The following is an 18,700-nucleotide window of genomic DNA, read 5'->3' as shown; positions in this document are numbered from 1 at the left end:
GCCTGCTTTTTTTTAATACGTTCGTTTCTTATAAATGCCTTTTCCGCCAACTTGGTTCCAGCCAGATTGTACATCCAAACTTTTGTTAACAAACTTCATTTTTTCTTTTCCACCAAAGAGCTTTTCGCCGATGCTATTTGTAATGACACCAATCAATGCTGTTATTCCGATGATGAGGGCAGCAACCGTAATAAAATCAATAAAAAAAGCAATCATTTGAAAACTCCCCCTTTGCCTGTCTGTATGTTTATTGTATGAGATAAAAAATGAAAAAGAAAGAAATGTCAGAAAAATATTTAATTTACTTTAGAAATCGTGTAGACAGGAGGGAGGATATTTGTTAAAATAAGAACAAACGTTCCTTTTTATTCTCGTTTGTATAGTCTTACATTTCTTAATTGATTTATCAAGAAAAAGTAAGAAAACGTTCTCTTTTTCATAGGGAAGATTATAGATAAATAACTATATATTATATGAAAAATCTATGAGAAGTGAGTAGTAAAAGGATTGAAAGTTATTGTTAAAGTACAGCTGAAGTGAGAGTAATCATGTTACATAGCAGTGAAATACACGGAAGAGTTTTCTCAACTAGCAGGAAATTTGCTGTATATTTCTTGCAAAATCTATTGTATAATGATTATAGAAGTTACTTATTAAAAGTAATTGTTGTTTATTATAAGTTGTTGCTTACATGAAATGCGATTTTTGTACTTTTCAATAAGACAAGTTATCGCGAAAAATTGCTGAAGTTAGAAATTAAAACTGTATTTAGTACAGAATTTGTACTCTTTAAGGAGAGTGAGCTTTGTATGGTAACATTATATAGTTCTCCAAGCTGTACGTCTTGTAGAAAGGCGAAATTATGGCTAGAGGAAAATCATATTCCCTATACAGAACGTAATATCTTCTCAGATCCATTAACGATTGAGGAAATTAAGGAGATTTTACGTATGACAGAAAGCGGAACGGATGAGATTATTTCTACTCGTTCGAAAGTTTTCCAAGAATTGAATGTAAACTTAGAGTCTTTACCACTTCAAGATTTATATAAGATGATTCGTGACTATCCAGGAATTTTACGTCGTCCAATTATGATTGACGAGAAACGCCTTCAAGTTGGTTACAACGAAGACGAAATTCGTCGTTTCTTACCACGTACAGTAAGAACGTTCCAATTACGTGAAGCACAACGTCTTGTAAATTAATTATAATAATATGAAAACCTTCTACCTATTATATAGTAGAAGGTTTTTTTTAATGTTTCACATTGCGTAATCGAACTTGTTTTACGATAAAGCCGATGCATAAAATAGTGAAAATGAACAAATAAGGAATGCTTGCGGTGAAACTTGGGTTGTTATGAAAAAAGATTGCAAGTCTGTCTTCATGTGTAACCATTTTCCCTGCAGTATAGGCAAGAATTGCTGCACCGCAATAAATGAGGAATGGAAATCGTTCCATAAGTATTAAAATAAGTTTACTGCCCCAAATAATAATAGGGATAGAGATGAGTAAGCCGATTATGACGAGTAAAAATCTCCCGTGAGCTGCACCTGCAATGGCAATAACATTATCAAACCCCATAACGAGATCCGCGAAAACAATTGTCCGCACAGCTTGAAATAAAGTTGTTTTTCCTTGAATGGCAGAAAGGTCATTGCTATCATCAGTTAATAAATTGATTGCAATTAATGTAAGTAAAACCCCGCCAATCAATTGTAGAAATGGAATGTCGAGTAAATAGACAGCTAGTATAGTAAGGACAATTCTTAGTACGATTGCTAAAAGAGTACCGATCAAAATAGCTTTATTTCGTTTCGATTCAGGTAAATTTCGGCTAGCTAGTGCGATGACGATTGCATTGTCACCACCTAATACAACATCGATACCGACAATCATTAGTACGGATGTTAAAAACTCTAAGTCCATTCGTCTGCCTCCATTTATGATGTTTTAATAAGCGAACTGTATGTATGTGATGAAGAAAGTTGTTGTTAAATAATCCCTTCTAATAGAAGTTTCACCTTATTACAGTGTACGGGGGAATGTGGAAATGTATGTCCAAATTTTTTGTAAGTAAGAAATCGCTATAATAATATATTTATGTAGTTGATCGAGTAAAGATAGGCATATAACTATTTTTGTAAAATAAATCGATTTTATTTCCATTCTGGAGAATCTTATCATAAAATGAGAGTACAAGAATCTATTGATTTGTCATATGAGTGGGGAATCCCTTCATAACAATTCTAAGCAGGAAGGGAGAGTTGTATTTTGGATATTGAAAGAATTAATGATCATACGATGAAATTTTTTATTACGTACATTGATATAGAGGATAGAGGATTTAATCGTGAAGAAATTTGGTATGATCGCGAACGAAGTGAAGAGCTCTTTTGGGAGATGATGGACGAAGCTCGTGATCATGACGATTTCTTTATTGATGGGCCGTTATGGATCCAAGTGCAAGCAGTCGATAAAGGGATTGAAGTACTTGTCACGAAAGCAGAGCTTTCAAAGGATGGGCAAAAGCTGGAACTACCGATAGGGGTAGACAAAATTATAGATATTCCTCTAGATGAAGGCATTGAATCATTATTCCAACAAGAGTTAGTCGAAGAGGTAGAAGAACAAACAGGAACAAACTTTAATGAAGATGGGACGTTTGGCTTTTTAATTAAATTTAATGATTTTGAAGATGTCATTTCATTAAGTCATCGTCTTATCTTTGAAGATATAAAAGATGAGCTGTATTCATTTGAGGACCGCTATTATGTATATGTGGAATTCGATGAAGTGCTACATGATGAAGAAGAAATCGATCGTATTTTAAGTATTGTTTTAGAATATGGGGAAGAATCAACTTTAACAATTCATCGTGTAAGTGAGTATGGAAAACAAATTGTGAAAGAGCATGCGCTTGAAACGATTCGCAATAATTTTCCTGCTAAAACGTAGGCCGATTTCTGTAGTATGAAATCGGCTTTTTATATGAAGAATAGGAAAGCTTTCTTAGTTAGGAGGTAAGAGATGAAAAATACGTTAAAGCTGATTTTCTTTATCTTGCTATTGTTCGCATTATTTGTTTCGTTACGTATGTTTATTGATGTAGCATTTTATTCAGATGTGATTGGGATAAAAGATGTTTCGATTTTAGGTATTATTAGTATTTTATTTACAGTATCTGCGTTTTTAATTGGTTGCGTTATTTTCTTAGAAAATCGCCATCCATCTAAAACACTTACATGGTTAATTGTGTTAGGGATTTTTCCTGTGTTTGGCTTCTTTGCTTATTTATTATTTGGACAAAATTTTCGGAGAAAAAGAATGTTTCAAAAGAAGGCGTTACTTGATGAACAGGCGTTTTTACAATATAAAGGGCATGAAGATTACGAAGAACGAATTTTACGCAATCATAAGCATCAAGAACTGTTATTTCGTTTAGCGGATCGATTAGGTGCTTTAAATATTTCATTTCAAACTGAAACGAGGACATTAACAAATGGAGATGAAACGTTTCAGGCCATTTTAAATGGGTTAAAACGAGCGAAACATCACATTCATATGGAATATTACATTGTGCGTGATGATAAATTAGGAACAGAAATTAAAGATATTTTAATACAAAAATCAAAAGAGGGCGTTGTTGTTCGCTTTTTATATGATGCGGTTGGAAGTTTTAAGTTATCGAAATCGTATATTGAAGAATTAAACGATGCAGGTGTAGAAATGATTCCGTTCTTTCCTGTGCGCTTTCCGATTTTAAACGATAAGATTAATTATCGAAATCATAGGAAAATTGTTGTGATTGATGGGAACGAAGGGTTTGTAGGTGGATTAAATATCGGTGATGAGTATTTGGGAAAAAGTAAATATTTTGGCTTTTGGCGAGACACGCATTTGTATTTACGTGGTGAAGCGGTTCAAAGTTTACAGCTTATTTTCCTTCAAGATTGGTTTTATATGACTGGAGAGGCTGTGCTAGCTCCGGAATATCTACAAGCAAAAGCAGTTGAGGGTGATCATTGGGGAGGAGTACAGCTTGTCGCAGGTGGCCCCGATAATAAGTGGGAAACGATTAAGCATTTATATTTCGCAATGATCGCTTCTGCTCGGAAATCTATTTGGATTGCAACGCCGTATTTTATTCCGGATGATGATATTTTATCCGCATTAAAGGTTGCTGCACTTGCTGGTATTGATGTTCGTTTATTAATGCCGAGTAAACCTGATAAGCGCACTGTCTTTTACGCATCGAGATCGTACTTCCCGGAGCTTTTAGACGCAGGAGTAAAGATATATGAATACGAAAAAGGTTTTCTTCATAGTAAAATTGTCATCGTTGATTCTGATTTAGCTTCAATTGGGACAGCTAATATGGATATGAGAAGTTTTCATTTGAATTTTGAAGTAAATGCTTTTTTATATGATACAGATAGCATTAAAAGACTTGTTCAAGACTTTAAAGACGATTTAGAAGAATCCAGTGAAATTCACGTCGATCGTTTTCATAAAAGGCGTCTGCATAGACGAATTGTTGAATCAACGTACCGGTTATTATCGCCATTATTATAAAAAGAGATGTCCGAAATTGGGACATCTCTTTTTTAAAAGGAATTTGTAATAAATTGTAGAATATAAGGAGCTGAAAGGGTGTGATTCCGATATTTATAGCTAAAAGAGAAAACGGAGAAAAAATTCATTTACTCTATAATTGTAATGAAGAGCTTTTGCGCCGTATGCGCCAACAGGAACGATTCTTTTGTGTAGCTTGTGGAAAGGAAGTGCAAATGAAATTAGGGAAACAAAAAAGTTGGCATTTTGCTCATAAAAAAGTGGATTCATGTCTTGCCTTTTATGAAGCGGAATCAACGTATCATATGCACGGTAAAGAATTGTTATATAGATGGTTCAAACGTCAAAACTTTCAGGTGGATATTGAGTACTACCTTCCGGAAATTAAGCAACGACCAGATATTTTTGTAGAGAGGGCGGGCAGAAAAATTGCAATTGAATACCAATGTGCAAACCTTGCTATAGAGCAGCTGTACAAAAGAACCTATTCATATTGGCGAGCTGGTATACAGGTCATTTGGATCGTTGGTGGAAATCAATTGAAAAAGCAATCTGCATATTGGATGAAATTCTCCTCACTTATGGCTTTCTCCTTACAATCTTATCCTCAACCATTTCTTATTTTCTTCTGTTCGAAAGAGAAATCATTTATGAAATGTGCATTTGTCACTCCATTTTCTGCAAATATCTTTTTCGCGCATACTGTATATTTACCAATCGATAAAACTACTTTTGAAATGCTTTTTTCTCCCGTTCCTTTCGAGAAAGAGATACTAAGGGAAGAGTGGAAGAAGAGAAAGAACTACTTCCGCAAAAATGCCCTGCCGATTTGGAATTATAATTATAAGTCATTATTACGCCTCTTATATCAATTTAAATGTACCCCAGCGAGTTTTCCTTCTGAAATTGGTGTTCCACTCCCTTCTGGATTTGCTTTTCAAACAAACCCATTTATATGGCAAGCTTTTCTATATATGAAGTGTATAGGGGGGCTTGCAGTAGGAGAGTGTATTTCTCTTCAATATGTGTGTAGTTATGTAAAAAGGTATACGAAAAGGCGGATACTTCCGTACTTTTCACAGCACACATGGAAAGTGGCAGTTACTGAATATATGACATTTTTATGCTATATAGGTGTATTGCATAAAGCGGGAAGTTATACGTACCGAAAAATAAGGGATGTAGTGATGTTAAAAACAGAGGAGGAAATTATGAAACATGATGAGATTTGCTTAATACATGCGCTATCTTTATTTGAGGCAAATTTTAACATGAGAGGAGGAAAAGGGGATATAATAAAGAATGATTGTGAAGGAATTACATAAGAAAAAACGAATTGTACTTAAGTAGAGATATTTAAAGGAGGGCTTAAAGAATGTCTGAACAAAACAAAGCGAAAGCATTACCAGATCGCAACGAGATTGAAGAAGCAAGTACGTGGCGATTAGAAGATATTTTCCAAACGGATGCAGAATGGGAAAAAGAATTCCAGGCTATTAAAGAGCTATTACCGAAGTTAACTGAATTTAAAGGGAAACTTGGTGACTCTGCGGACAATTTACTTGAGGCATTGCAATATGAAGATGAAATTTCAATGCGATTAGGTAAGCTATATACATATGCTCATATGCGTTACGATCAAGATACAACAAACTCTGTATATCAAGCATTAAATGATCGTGCAACAAATTTATATTCACAAGTATCTAGTAGCACAGCGTATATTGTGCCTGAAATTTTATCGATTTCAGCAGATACACTGCAAACATTCTTGAAGGAAAATAGAGATTTAAGTGTATATGAACATGCATTAGAAGAAATTACACGTCAACGCCCGCACGTATTATCAGAAGCTGAGGAGGCTTTATTAGCGGAAGCATCTGAAGTAATGAGTTCGTCAAGCAATACATTCGGTATGTTGAATAACGCGGATTTAAAATTCCCATCTATTAAAGGTGAAGACGGAGAAGAAATAGAAATTACACATGGCCGTTACATTCAGTTTTTAGAAAGTGATGATCCTCGTGTTCGCGAAGATGCATTTAAAGCTGTATATGAAACGTATGGGAAATTTAAAAATACATTCGCAAGTACGTTAAGTGGAGCAGTAAAACGTAATAATTTCAATGCGCGTGTTCGTAAATATGATTCTGCTCGCCAAGCTGCACTGAGCAATAATAATATTCCGGAAGCAGTATACGATCAACTCGTTGAAACGGTAAATGACAACTTACATTTATTACACCGTTACATCGATATTCGTAAGCGTGCATTAGGACTTGATGAGCTTCATATGTATGATTTATATACACCACTTGTACCAGAAGTGAAAATGAATGTGAAATACGAAGAAGCGCAAGACCTTTTATTAAAATCTTTAAACGTACTTGGTGATGAATATGTTGATATTTTGAAAGAGGCATATGAAAATCGCTGGGTAGATGTGTATGAGAATAAAGGAAAACGAAGCGGGGCATACTCATCTGGTGCATATGGAACAAATCCGTATATTTTAATGAACTGGCATGATAATGTAAATAACTTATTTACACTTGCTCATGAGTTTGGTCATTCGGTGCATAGTTACTATACAAGAAAAACACAACCGCACGTATATGGTGATTATTCCATCTTTGTAGCAGAAGTGGCATCTACTTGTAATGAAGCGCTTCTAAATGATTATTTATTAAAAACGACAGAAGATAAGAAAGAGCGTCTATATTTATTAAATCATTATTTAGAAGGATTCCGTGGTACTGTATTCCGTCAAACGATGTTTGCAGAGTTTGAACATATTATTCATAAGAAAGTACAAGAAGGACATGCTGTTACGCCAGATATGCTAACGGAAATCTACTATGATTTAAATAAGAAATATTTCGGTGAAGCTTTAGTAATCGACGAAGAGATTGGTTTAGAATGGTCTCGTATTCCACACTTCTACTACAACTATTACGTATATCAATACGCAACAGGATTTAGCGCAGCGACAGCTCTATCTAAACAGATTTTAGAAGAAGGACAACCAGCAGTAGAACGTTATATTAACGAGTTCTTAAAAGCAGGAAGCTCTGATTATCCAATTGAAGTGCTGAAAAAAGCAGGAGTAGATATGGCATCTCCTGAACCAGTAAAAGAGGCACTACAAGTATTTGAAGAGAAATTAAATGAATTAGAAGCATTATTATTTGAAGAAAAGTAATGAAAAAAGACGAGGGATTGTATCCTCGTCTTTTTTTGAATAGATTAAATGTCGATATATGTCGAAAAAACAAGGTGAATTTCTTTGTTTTTTCTAACTGAAAGGATAGTTTTACGGCTGATTTTTGAAATTAAAACCCTTTGAATCGTTTTTTATGATTGAAATAAGAGAGAGTGATAACAATGATTACGAATAAAAGAGGTAAGGCAATAATTTTAGGAAAAGCTTGTAGTAGAGAGAGGATGTACAAGAAAAAAGAAACGATGACAGCTAGAAAGAGAAGAGCAATATAAGATTTTTTCATAAATAACCCCCCTAAATGACCTTTTTTATAGCTTATTCAAAAATGAAAACGTTTAGAATGTGACAAAAGTGTGAAATTCGACAAAAGGGGTTGTCATCTGACGTCGAATCTTGTAATATAATAAGCGTGAACGAATTCACATACAAACATATACCCCTTTGTTTGAACGTGAAAATTTCTCCCATCCCCTTTAATATTTTTATAAGCCGTAAAGAAGAAGACCTGGTGTTTACACCAGGTCTTTTTCTTTTGCTATCCATTTCCAATAACGTTCGCATTTTACTTCTATCATTTGTACTTTTCGTTTCAGTTGTAATTTTTTAAGTTCGCGCTCAATTTCTTGTTGCGGACAGTCATAAATAAATGCTACTTCTTTTGAAGATATAAATTGTGTTGCTTCTAGTAGCACTTCTAAAGGTGGTAATGGTTCTGGCTCAATTTCACATTTTACAAGTTCTTTCAATAATTGTACGTATACATCGTAGGAATAATTTCCAGCGATTTTAATACCTTCTTCATCTGAGTTCGCATGAAAAAAGACGAGGGAGGGTATTTCTGTAATATGCATTTCATTCGTGAATTTCAAGTCACATTGGAAAGCTTTTTTTGCACTAGCAGAATGTAGATCTTTTTTAAATTCTTCTACATCAATATTGCTATCTTTCGCACATGCAAGTAATAGTTCGCAGTCAGGGCTTGATACATTTTCAAGGAAAATGTATTCTTGGAGTTTTCGCAAAAACTTCGAACCTGCTTTTCGGCCTTGCAACTCCGCTGCCTTAATTGCCATCGAAACTAAATATGGTGTTGACGATGCTTCTTGCATATGTACCTTTCCATCGCATGAAAAACCTTGTAAACTTGTTGTCTTTTCCCACACAAATCGAATATTAGCAGGTTTATTCCATTTGTGTGAGGAAGCGTTCGTTCCATCCACTTTTCCTGTTACGATATGACGAATAGAGAAGTATTTCCCGTATTCAAGCCATAGTTTAATAATAAAAGGCTCAATTTCCCAGCAATCTTTACAAAGTGGATCAATAAATAAATATGCTTCTACAGACTTATGCTCACATGCGGAAGGAGATGGCATATTTATATGCTTTGCTTCCTGCTTATCCATTACACTTCACCTGTTTCGTTTGGAGTATTAACCATATGCTGAGCGGTTAATGCTAAACGTTCAAAGACAAACTCTCTTATATGACCATGCACTCCAGTATCATCCATTGCTTGCTCCATGCATGATAGCCAAGCCTCTGCTCGTTTTGGAGTAATCTCAAACGGAAGATGGCGTGCTCTTAACATAGGATGACCATGTTCTTCAGTGTACAAATTAGGACCACCTAAATATTGTGTTAAAAATTGCTTCTGCTTCCTAGCGGTTTCTGTTAAATCTTCCGGGAAGATGGGAGATAAGTCAGGGTGTTTACTGACATAGGAATAAAATGTATCTACTAATATTGCAATGCATTGTTCACCGCCAATTGCTTCAAATGGTGTCATCGGTTGCTTGCTCATCCTTTATAAACTCCTTTTTCCATGAAATGTATATCTATTGTAGCAATGGAATGTTCGAGAGGGCAAATAAACAGCCTTCTCAAAGATTCTTTGCTTATTCTACGGGTGTAAACTTTTTTAGTGAGATGTATCCACTAGTGAAACATATTCACTAGTGGAATTTTCACTTTAGCGTGCTTTGTTTTGTTTGGCAAGGAAAAAGCGTTTTACTTTGTTATTTGTATGGCGAACAGGTATGTTATGTTGCGTTAATAAATGAATAAATGCAGCTTTTCCTGTTTCTTCATCTTGTACTTCAAATTCAATTTCATAATCATCGTGATTGTAATAGAAACTATGATCAAAGACAAGCGTTCCGCCTTTAAATAATGTTTCTGCTCTTTCTGTTGTTAAACTACCCATATATGTTAAAGCAGAAACAGGAATTTGTAATTTGTGTAATTGATCTACTACTGCTCCTTGAATGATTGTGTTTGATTCCATCATCATTTTTGCTTCGTCTTCTGTTACGACTTGATGCGTTTCTAATAAACCGATTTCTGCAGGTTGTTTCAACGTTAACGTATAAGTTTCTCCTTTATGACGAATACGAAGTGCAGAGCCAGCTTCTTTTAACGAGAAGTCAGGTGTTTCAAAGTAGTGATTCACTTGTTTCGTAAATGCTTCAATAGAAAACGATTTACATAATGTATCGAATTCTTCTTTTGTAACGATATTTTTGAATTCAATTTCAATTTCTTGTGTCATTGTATAATCTCCTTTTGAAAAATAATTCTTTACACATTATCGCTTTTTCATAAATTTGGTTCAATGTTTTATTTGTTTGCGTCCATGTTATGATACAATAATACTGTTAAGTAAGACAGGAAGTTGAGATGGAGGAGTTAGAGCATGCAAAATAAAATCCAAGTTAAGAGCGTAGAAAAGAGAGAGAATGCTCTTATTTTTTGTGCGGAAAATAGTGAAATAGAGGTAAAGGAGTTAAGTGCACGTAATCACGTACTTGTAGACTCAGACAATTTATCATTTTTATATATCTTAGAAAATGAATCATCTTTCATTTATGTAAGTATTCCGCATACATGCTGGGAAGCAATGCATGAAGCGATGAATAACGATGTGGTTATGTTCGTTAGCGTGAATGACATTGAAATGGAATTAGAAGGATTAAAAGAAGAAGTAGAATATTTAGTTGAAAATATTGAAGGTAATGCAAATTACGGAGAAGAATTAGTAACTGCTGTAGAAAAAGTATTTCTATAAGCAAATGGATTGATTTTGGTGGTGGTTGAAATGAATCGAAATTGGGAAGAATTTTTAGCACCTTACCACCAAGCGGTGGCAGAGCTGAAAGTGAAACTAAAAGGAATGCGTACTCAATTTGCAATGTTAACAGAGCATTCTCCAATTGAGTTTGTAACAGGAAGGGTAAAGTCGGTTGCAAGTATTATTGATAAAGCGGAGAAGAGAAATGTACCGCTAGACCGATTGAGAGAAGATATGCAGGATATTGCTGGGCTTAGAATGATGTGTCAATTTGTTGATGAGATTAAGCCTGTTGTAGAATATCTTCGAAAACGAAATGACTTTGAAATCGTGGAAGAACGTGATTATGTCACGCAAAAGAAAGATAGCGGTTATCGTTCTTATCATGTTGTCATTAGTTATCCTGTTCAAACGATTCAGGGTGAACAAAAAGTATTGGTAGAAATCCAAATACGCACGCTAGCAATGAACTTTTGGGCAACAATTGAGCATTCTTTAAATTATAAATATAGTGGACGTTTTCCTGAAGATATTAAAATACGCTTGCAACGTGCAGCTGAAGCGGCGTTTTTATTAGATGAAGAAATGTCTTCTATTCGTCTTGAAATTCAAGAAGCGCAAAAGGCTTTTTCAAGAAAGCAAGAAACGAAAGATTCCGAATCATAAACTAAAGGGTGTTGGGCGATGAAATTTACAATTATGTCAAAGGGAGATCAATCATCAGATACACTGGCAAGCACGATGAAAGAGTACTTGCTAGATTTTGGATTTATAATGGATGAAAAGGAACCCGATATTGTAATTTCTGTTGGGGGAGATGGAACGCTTTTGTATGCGTTTCATCGTTATTATAATCGATTGGATGAAACAGCATTTGTTGGTGTACATACAGGACATTTAGGTTTCTATGCAGATTGGTTACCGACAGAAGTAGAGAAATTAGTAATTGCGATTGCAAAAACACCATTCCAAGTGGTGGAATATCCGCTTTTAGAAGTTATTATTCGCTATGTGAATGGAAGTAAAGAGTCACAGTATTTAGCGATGAATGAGGCGACTGTAAAAAGTGCAGAAGGTACATTAGTAACAGAAGTAGAAATACGCGGAGAATATTTTGAAACATTCCGCGGGGACGGCCTTTGTATTTCTACTCCTTCAGGAAGTACTGCGTATAATAAAGCGCTTGGCGGAGCAATTATTCACCCATCTATTGAAGCGATTCAAATTGCAGAAATGGCGTCCATTAACAATCGTGTGTTTCGTACTGTAGGATCGCCACTCGTATTGCCGAAGCATCATACATGTGTGTTAAAGCCGGCTGCAGGAATGAACTTACAAATTACAGTGGATCATTTAACAATGGTCCATCAAGATGTGAAATCAATCCAGTATCGTGTCGCAAACGAGAAAGTACGATTTGTTCGTTTCCGCCCGTTCCCGTTCTGGAAACGAGTTCGTGACTCGTTTGTTGCAGATAAATAGAAAGGGTTATATATTTGAACAGATTTACATTGAAATGGGATATAGGGCTGGCTGAAGAGGGAACTTTAGTTAGGGAATTTTTGAAAACGAAAGGTATTTCTAAAGCCGCTTTAACGGATATAAAGTTTCACGGCGGGGCAATTGAAGTAAATAGTCAACATGCGAGTGTTCGTCATCAGTTGCGCGCTGGTGAAGAATTAAGTGTCTTTTTTCCAGTGGAGGAAAGAAGTGAAGGGATGATGGCAGAAGACATCCCTTTATGCATTGTATATGAAGATGATGCGATTCTTATCATTGATAAAGAGGCGAACATGTCAACGATTCCATCTAGAGAACATCCGACAGGGAGTGTTGCCAATGCGATTTTATCTCATTATGATAAGCAGCATCTTGCAAGTACAGTGCACATTGTAACACGGTTAGATCGTGATACTTCAGGGCTTATGCTTATTGCAAAAAATCGTTTTGTGCATCATCTTTTATCTAAGCAGCATCAACAAAAAGCTGTGAAACGAACGTATGAAGCAATTGTTCACGGTGAGATGGTAGAACGAGAAGGAATGATTGATGCACCAATTGGTCGGAAATCTGATAGCATTATTGAGCGAACGGTTTGTGAGGATGGACAAAGGGCGGTTACTCATTTTAAAGTAATTGATAGTACATATGATAAGACACATGTAGCGCTGGAGCTTGAGACAGGAAGAACGCATCAAATTCGTGTGCATATGGCTCATATAGGACATCCATTACTTGGTGATAACTTATATGGAGGAAGAAGGGATGAAATGAAACGGCAAGCACTTCATAGTAAATCTTTGACGTTTTATCATCCTATTTTAGAGAAAGAAATGTCTTTCACTATAAAAATTCCAAGCGATATGCAAGAGCTACTTAGGAATGCTTAAAAAGGGAACAAAATTCTTATATTATAAAGAATTTTGTTCCCTTTTTTCTTAGCGGAATAATATTAAAATTTGGTTTTCACCCGTACGCTTTATAACGAAAAATCCACTTTCCGCTTTTGTAGCAATGCCATTGTCATTTGGACGACAATATCCATGCGTTTCGCAAGTGCTGTCATCACGTACTAACATTTGCCCAATTAATCCGACAGGAAGCCACTCGGTGCGATCTTTTCTTGCTACATATTTGCAAGCTGGATCCCATTCTGTATTTAAAAGAGGTTGTATTTCTTCTGTTTCCGTCCATACATATTGGCGTTTCCCAAAGTTATCTGTTTTATAGCGTTTTTGCCAACTTAAAGCCCCGCTATTTCCTATAAGTGCAGGGGTTGCACTAGATATTCCTAAAATGAACGAATCGTGTGAAGTAGCTATCCGAATTTTTTCTTCGCTACTAAATGTAACGAAATAACCGACATCAATAGGTTTATGACCTTCTGTTTCAAACATTTGTGCAAAATCCGTTCCGCTTGCATTGTAAGACGCGCCCTCAATGTACATTTCTCCATTATGGGCAAGCCATTTAGCACCGATATTATGGTCGGTGTCGTTTACACCATTTGCAATAAACCAAGAATAAGCTTCTTCTGCAGTGCCGAAGCGCCCCATAATATGGCTACCTGCAAAATGAGCTGTTGATGTATGATGACCTTCCGCATGAGAAGAGGAGCCGTTAGCGATAGTTGCGGTTCCTTCTGCGTGTGCTGCTTCGCCTAAAGCAGTCGTCTGTTTACCCTCTGCATGAGAATAAGCACCGCCTGCTGTCGTTTCACTTCCCTCACTATGCGAACTATGTCCAGTTGCTTTTGAGTTTGATCCTTCTGCATGAGAGAAAGAACCTTTTGCGTGCGTTAATAAGCCTTCCGCATGTGCTGCCATGCCTTCCGCATGAGAGTGAAGCCCCTCCGCATATGCATATCGGCCGCCCCTTTTAACTTTTGTATTTTCAGGTGTAGGTGTCTCAATTATGAGTGGTTTTTCAGTTTGTATATCATTCGATGAAGCTAATGCTTCTTTTATTTTTTTTACTTTGTTTATAATAGCAGCTGGAATTTCTGGTTCCACTTTTTTATTTATTGCTACAGAAATATTTTCTTCCGCCTTTTCTTCTGTTTGGTTAGAATGTAGTACCTGTTCATCTTGATTTGAGAGCTGTTTATTTTTTTGTTGCATCTTTATTTTTTTACGATCGATTATGCGACTCATCACAGCATTTTCTAAAGAGACATATGTTGGTTTTACTTTGCTTTTTTTTGATGACTCTTGTTCTTCCAGTTCTTCTATCGCTGCAGCTCGAATACTACACCAGTTGTTAATTCCGTACATGGGCAGATATAAAGGGGGAAATTTTCTTTTTTGTTTAGAAGATTTTTTCTTCATTCTGTCACCTCCTGCGACATTATATGTAGGGTAATTAAAAAAAGATGCACTTTATTGCATCTTTTTTTAATTACTTTACCTAGTTTTATATGAAATCTGCCTAAATAATGCTAAGTAAGGTAGTTATGAAATTGGACGGAATTTCTCAGCGACAAAAGGTAACGAAGAAGGGACAGAGATAGTCTCCATTTCAGGATAACGTAATCCGGTTAATTTGCCACCAAATACAGCACCAGTATCAATATTGACTGTCTGATTGACGAATCGAGGTTCTGCTACTGGTGTATGTCCATATACAATCCAAGCTTGCCCCTTGTATTCTTGCGCCCAATCACGACGGACAGGTGAGCCATCGGCATGCTTTTCTCCTGTAATATCGCCATATAATACAAAGGTTTGTACTTTTTTATCTCGTCTTCCTATGTAATCTTGCCGAATCCCAGCGTGACATACGATTACTCTTTTTTCATCTAGTATGTGGTAGAGCGGTGATTGTTCATAAAGCGTGGTAAACTTTTCTTTTATAATGTTTTGCTTACGAGAAGGAAGTGCTTCATATTCAGCAACAGTTGTTTCAAGTCCGTGAGCGACTGTTACATTACGTCCAAGGAAAAATCGATATAGTTTATTACAGTGATTTCCAGGAGCGTAATAAGCTTCTTTTTTATGTATGACAAGTTCCCATACAATTTCGATCATACGTAATGAATGAGGACCACGGTCTGTAATATCGCCAACGAATGCAAGTTTACGTTGGTCAGGGTGAACCGGTAGACCGCTACTCCAGTTATATCCTAGCTTCTCTGTTAAATTTTGAAACTCTTGGAAGCATCCATGAATATCTCCTATAATGTCATATTTCATATTTAAACCTCCATCGTATTTTTCATTAGTATATCTAAAAAAGGATAGAGATAAAAATATAGCGTTTTTTTGTTGTTCATTTAAACATAAAGATTTTCGTTCTTGAGCGAACATTTAAAATGAATCCAATCGCAATCATGTATGTAAGTAGTGAACTTCCTCCGTAGCTCATAAGAGGTAATGTTATGCCTGTAATGGGAAGTAATCCGATTGTCATCCCGATATTTTGGAATACTTGGAAAGTAAACATTCCGATTGTACCAGCGCAAATGTAACTACCGAAAGGGTCATTACTTTCTAAAGCGATATGAATCATTCGAAAAATGAGTAAGAAAAAAAGTGAAATAATGACACTTGCGCCTAGAAATCCAAATTGTTCAGCGACATTAGTGAAAATAAAATCTGTATGTGGTTCTGGAAAATATACTTGTCCATTTTCCCACCCTTTTCCTTGCATTTCTCCGGATCCAGTCGCTAAGAATGCTTGTCTTAATTGATAGCCTTGTGCATCATATTTGTAAGGTGCTAACCATCCGTAGAAGCGATTTAGTTGATATTCTTTTAAAATGTGTGCTTTAAAGAAATCTGTGTGAGTAAAAAAAATATATATTAATGTAGATCCAGCGACGAAAGTACCTGAAACTAATCCGAAAATAAAACGCCATCGTATGCCAGAAACTAGTATCATTGCTGCAAGCATCGCTGAAATGACCATTGTGTTTCCTAAATCTGGTTCTTTTGCAATAAGTAGTAGTGGTGGCAAACTTGTCGCAAATATTTTTCCAAGTAATAAAAAATCGTCACGCACTGTTCTGGAAAAATATTTCTCATTATGATTTGCTATAATTCGTCCAATGACGATAATTAAAAATAATTTCATAATTTCAGAAGGCTGAAAATTTCCGATGCCTGAGAGCCTGTACCAAGCAGTAGCGCCTTTAATTGTAACGGCACCTGGTACTTGAAGTTCTAGTCCTATAAGTAGTACCATTGCAAAGCTATACAAATACCAAGCAATTTTTTGATAACGATCGAAATCGATAATCATAATAACACCAATGGCTATAAATCCAATGAAGTACCATTGGATTTGCTTTAGTACAAAATTGACGTTTTGTAAAAATGGTGGTAAAGAGGCTTGCGCACTTGCGATAGCACAACAACTAACAATCCCAATGGCAAATAAAATAAATAGTAATACGTAGTCTATTTGATATTGAGAATTTGGATCTTTCAATGTAGGTATTCCTTTCTACTGCTCTTTATAGTAATGGATTTTATAGTATGAGAAAGAATGTATGAACTATACGAATGATTCGCATATAGCCCATACACTTTTGATTTTGCAGAGTAGTTTAATTGTTTAACTCTTTAATAATTATATCCAAACAATGGGAAAGACGTACATGTGCGTCAGGAAAAATATCTAGTTGATGAAGATAGTATTTTAAGGAACTTTTACACCATTGGTAAGCACTAAGTAGAGCTGCTCTATAGTCCATAGTATTTTGTAAAAAGCCATATTCTTTTGCTGTTATAACAAGGTGTGTGAAATCTTCACAACCTTGAAGGAGCTTATTGTGTATTTGTTGTCCTGCATGGTAGCGAAATTGACTTAAAGGCTCAGAAATGTATATTGCATTTCCTTTAGAAAGTAAAGAAATCCATGAGGCCATATCAACACTACAAGAATATTGTCGCTCTTTAAGGGTACCAAAAGGATCCGTGAGCAATTCTTTTCGAAACAAAGTAGTTGTAGGCTCACCGATAATGTTGTGCCCGCCCTTTAACATCCAATTACCTAAAAATATTCCGTTTAATGGAGTGTCTTCACTATATAACCTTTGGGTTGGATGGGAATCACCGATTAGATTTCCATGATCATCAATACGTACTCGATAAGAAGTAACAAGAGCAAGATTTTTATTGGAATCTTGCTCAAAATAGTTCATCATTTTTTGTATTTTATGCTTATAAAACACGTCATCGTCCATTAAAAAATTTATATACTCACCATTTGATTTTTCTATGAGCATAAGGTCATTGTGAAATTGTCCTAGAGTAGGGATATTTCGAATGTATGTTATATTTTTATAATTTGGTAAGTATTGTTCGCGTATTAAAGTTTCTGTTTCATCATTTGTGCTGTCATCTCCGATGATGATTTCAATATTTGAATAAGTTTGTGCCAATGCACTTTCTAGAGCAATTTTGAAATAATGAGGCCGATTATAAGTGGGAATAAGGATGGAAACGAGAGGTGGATTTTTTTCATTCATCATACATAACTTCCTTTCAGAAGCTTTTTTTTGTAAGAACAATATCTTGGTAACTTGTATATTCATTTCTGCCGCACCATAAACCGTAATGCGGCTTATTAATTATTTCTAGGCCGTACTTATTCAATAGATTGCAAATATCTGTCTCAGGATAAGCAACTGCAAAATTCGGAATATCTTTATTCACAACGTAGCAATTTTCAATTCGATGATAAAATCCTAATGTACTTTGTCCTGCATTTAAATAATAGGACGATTCAGGATTTATTAGAAAGAATGTAATGAAACATCTCCCGTCTTTTTTTAATACACGTACAATTTCAGATACGTAATGTTCTAATTCTTTTGGGAGAAGATGTGTAAATACAGAAGTTAAAAAGATAAAATCGAATGTTTCGTCTTCATAGGGAAAACGATATTGAGAGGCATCTTCTTTTCCTTCCGGATTATAGAATTGATTGTATATGTCAACATGTTCAAATTGAAAATTATTACGCATAGTTGAAATGTTATTTTGACACCAAGTAATTCCATCTTTAAACAAATCAAATCCATAATACGCTCCATCATCATTTAAGTAATTCATTAATGGTACAGCCATTCGGCCGACGCCGCAGCCTACATCTAATACTTTTTCATTTGATTTTAAAGCGCCAATTTGAATAAAATGCTTTAGGAACTCTTTTCCAACCTTTTTGAAGTCGCCACCTACATATTGGACGAGTTCAGGAGGGGGGAGTAAAGTCATTTCTTTGTTAAGTTCGCTCATGAGTATACCCCTTTCTTATGTGAGAATATATAGTAACTCTAGTAATAAAATTTTTAATTTGTAGTGAGAGAACAAAGGAAAACAATTGTTATA

Annotated in this window: 20 protein-coding genes; 9 read left to right on the top strand and 11 right to left on the bottom strand. The window is 35.4% G+C overall.

The annotated features are described in order from the left end of the window. Positions 1 to 12 precede the first annotated feature (12 nt). Positions 13 to 216 carry a hypothetical protein gene (locus IBT51_RS16030; RefSeq protein WP_000559971.1) on the bottom strand — a complete coding sequence of 68 codons (204 nt, stop codon included), beginning with the start codon at positions 214 to 216 and terminating at the stop codon, positions 13 to 15. A 593-nt stretch (positions 217 to 809) separates the two neighbouring features. On the opposite strand from IBT51_RS16030, the gene spx reads away from it, so the two are divergent. Next, entirely contained in the window at positions 810 to 1,205 is a 396-nt protein-coding gene (spx, locus tag IBT51_RS16025) for a transcriptional regulator Spx (protein WP_000258267.1), read from the top strand. Positions 1,206 to 1,254: 49 nt separating this feature from the next. Here spx and IBT51_RS16020 read toward each other — a convergent pair whose 3' ends face one another. Further along, the gene (locus tag IBT51_RS16020; RefSeq protein ID WP_053565018.1) at positions 1,255 to 1,929 is read right to left on the bottom strand and encodes a TerC family protein; all 675 of its coding nucleotides are present in this window, start codon (positions 1,927 to 1,929) and stop codon (positions 1,255 to 1,257) included. A gap of 345 nt (positions 1,930 to 2,274) precedes the next feature. Between IBT51_RS16020 and mecA the strand changes: the two genes are divergently transcribed. From mecA to pepF, 4 genes are all read left to right on the top strand, one after another. After that, positions 2,275 to 2,958 carry an adaptor protein MecA gene (gene mecA, locus IBT51_RS16015; RefSeq protein ID WP_000350715.1) on the top strand — a complete coding sequence of 228 codons (684 nt, stop codon included), beginning with the start codon at positions 2,275 to 2,277 and terminating at the stop codon, positions 2,956 to 2,958. A 72-nt stretch (positions 2,959 to 3,030) separates the two neighbouring features. After that, positions 3,031 to 4,575: a cardiolipin synthase gene (locus IBT51_RS16010; protein WP_000799191.1), complete on the top strand. Its 1,545-nt coding sequence runs from the start codon at positions 3,031 to 3,033 to the stop codon at positions 4,573 to 4,575. Positions 4,576 to 4,655: 80 nt separating this feature from the next. Next, positions 4,656 to 5,900: a competence protein CoiA family protein gene (locus tag IBT51_RS16005; protein WP_200458421.1), complete on the top strand. Its 1,245-nt coding sequence runs from the start codon at positions 4,656 to 4,658 to the stop codon at positions 5,898 to 5,900. A 50-nt stretch (positions 5,901 to 5,950) separates the two neighbouring features. Next, positions 5,951 to 7,777, top strand: a complete 1,827-nt coding sequence (pepF, locus tag IBT51_RS16000) for an oligoendopeptidase F (RefSeq protein WP_088024979.1) — start codon at positions 5,951 to 5,953, stop codon at positions 7,775 to 7,777. Positions 7,778 to 7,907: 130 nt separating this feature from the next. Here the strand turns inward: pepF and IBT51_RS15995 are convergent, their stop codons facing one another. The 4 genes from IBT51_RS15995 to IBT51_RS15980 all read right to left on the bottom strand — a co-directional run bounded on the left by IBT51_RS15995 (position 7,908) and on the right by IBT51_RS15980 (position 10,349). Continuing rightward, complete coding sequence (locus IBT51_RS15995; RefSeq protein ID WP_081366397.1) at positions 7,908 to 8,081, bottom strand: hypothetical protein; 174 nt, start codon at positions 8,079 to 8,081, stop codon at positions 7,908 to 7,910. Positions 8,082 to 8,310: 229 nt separating this feature from the next. Then, entirely contained in the window at positions 8,311 to 9,204 is an 894-nt protein-coding gene (locus tag IBT51_RS15990) for a ClpXP adapter SpxH family protein (protein ID WP_053565015.1), read from the bottom strand. Beyond that, entirely contained in the window at positions 9,204 to 9,602 is a 399-nt protein-coding gene (locus IBT51_RS15985) for a globin domain-containing protein (RefSeq protein WP_000043386.1), read from the bottom strand. Before IBT51_RS15985 ends, IBT51_RS15990 begins: the two co-directional genes overlap by 1 nt. A 168-nt stretch (positions 9,603 to 9,770) precedes the next feature. Beyond that, positions 9,771 to 10,349, bottom strand: a complete 579-nt coding sequence (locus IBT51_RS15980) for a CYTH domain-containing protein (protein WP_000191118.1) — start codon at positions 10,347 to 10,349, stop codon at positions 9,771 to 9,773. Between the two features lie 144 nt (positions 10,350 to 10,493). On the opposite strand from IBT51_RS15980, the gene IBT51_RS15975 reads away from it, so the two are divergent. From IBT51_RS15975 to IBT51_RS15960, 4 genes are read left to right on the top strand one after another with little or no spacing between them, the layout of a single operon-like run. Further along, positions 10,494 to 10,865: a UPF0738 family protein gene (locus IBT51_RS15975; RefSeq protein WP_001180005.1), complete on the top strand. Its 372-nt coding sequence runs from the start codon at positions 10,494 to 10,496 to the stop codon at positions 10,863 to 10,865. Between the two features lie 30 nt (positions 10,866 to 10,895). Then, positions 10,896 to 11,534, top strand: a complete 639-nt coding sequence (yjbM, locus tag IBT51_RS15970; protein WP_001081482.1) for a GTP diphosphokinase — start codon at positions 10,896 to 10,898, stop codon at positions 11,532 to 11,534. Positions 11,535 to 11,552: 18 nt separating this feature from the next. After that, on the top strand, positions 11,553 to 12,350 hold the full coding sequence (locus IBT51_RS15965) for an NAD kinase (protein ID WP_000673190.1): 798 nt from the start codon (positions 11,553 to 11,555) through the stop codon (positions 12,348 to 12,350). A 14-nt stretch (positions 12,351 to 12,364) separates the two neighbouring features. After that, complete coding sequence (locus tag IBT51_RS15960) at positions 12,365 to 13,258, top strand: RluA family pseudouridine synthase (protein ID WP_200458420.1); 894 nt, start codon at positions 12,365 to 12,367, stop codon at positions 13,256 to 13,258. A gap of 48 nt (positions 13,259 to 13,306) precedes the next feature. On the opposite strand, the gene IBT51_RS15955 is transcribed toward IBT51_RS15960, so the two are convergent. From IBT51_RS15955 to IBT51_RS15935, 5 genes are all read right to left on the bottom strand, one after another. Next, positions 13,307 to 14,695 carry a peptidase G2 autoproteolytic cleavage domain-containing protein gene (locus IBT51_RS15955; protein ID WP_200458419.1) on the bottom strand — a complete coding sequence of 463 codons (1,389 nt, stop codon included), beginning with the start codon at positions 14,693 to 14,695 and terminating at the stop codon, positions 13,307 to 13,309. 123 nt (positions 14,696 to 14,818) lie between these two features. Then, positions 14,819 to 15,559, bottom strand: a complete 741-nt coding sequence (gene prpE / locus IBT51_RS15950) for a bis(5'-nucleosyl)-tetraphosphatase PrpE (protein WP_000872701.1) — start codon at positions 15,557 to 15,559, stop codon at positions 14,819 to 14,821. Between the two features lie 76 nt (positions 15,560 to 15,635). Further along, entirely contained in the window at positions 15,636 to 16,796 is a 1,161-nt protein-coding gene (locus IBT51_RS15945; protein WP_053565012.1) for an FtsW/RodA/SpoVE family cell cycle protein, read from the bottom strand. Positions 16,797 to 16,914: 118 nt separating this feature from the next. Beyond that, positions 16,915 to 17,841 carry a glycosyltransferase family 2 protein gene (locus tag IBT51_RS15940; protein ID WP_200458418.1) on the bottom strand — a complete coding sequence of 309 codons (927 nt, stop codon included), beginning with the start codon at positions 17,839 to 17,841 and terminating at the stop codon, positions 16,915 to 16,917. 13 nt (positions 17,842 to 17,854) lie between these two features. After that, on the bottom strand, positions 17,855 to 18,607 hold the full coding sequence (locus IBT51_RS15935) for a class I SAM-dependent methyltransferase (RefSeq protein WP_200458417.1): 753 nt from the start codon (positions 18,605 to 18,607) through the stop codon (positions 17,855 to 17,857). Between the last annotated feature and the right edge of the window lie 93 nt (positions 18,608 to 18,700).

This window comes from Bacillus sp. S71 (assembly GCF_016625265.1).
In the GTDB taxonomy this organism is placed as follows: Bacteria; Bacillota; Bacilli; order Bacillales; family Bacillaceae_G; genus Bacillus_A; species Bacillus_A cereus.
Note: the sequence above shows the minus strand (reverse complement) of the source record. Positions and strands in the feature narration are given on the sequence as shown.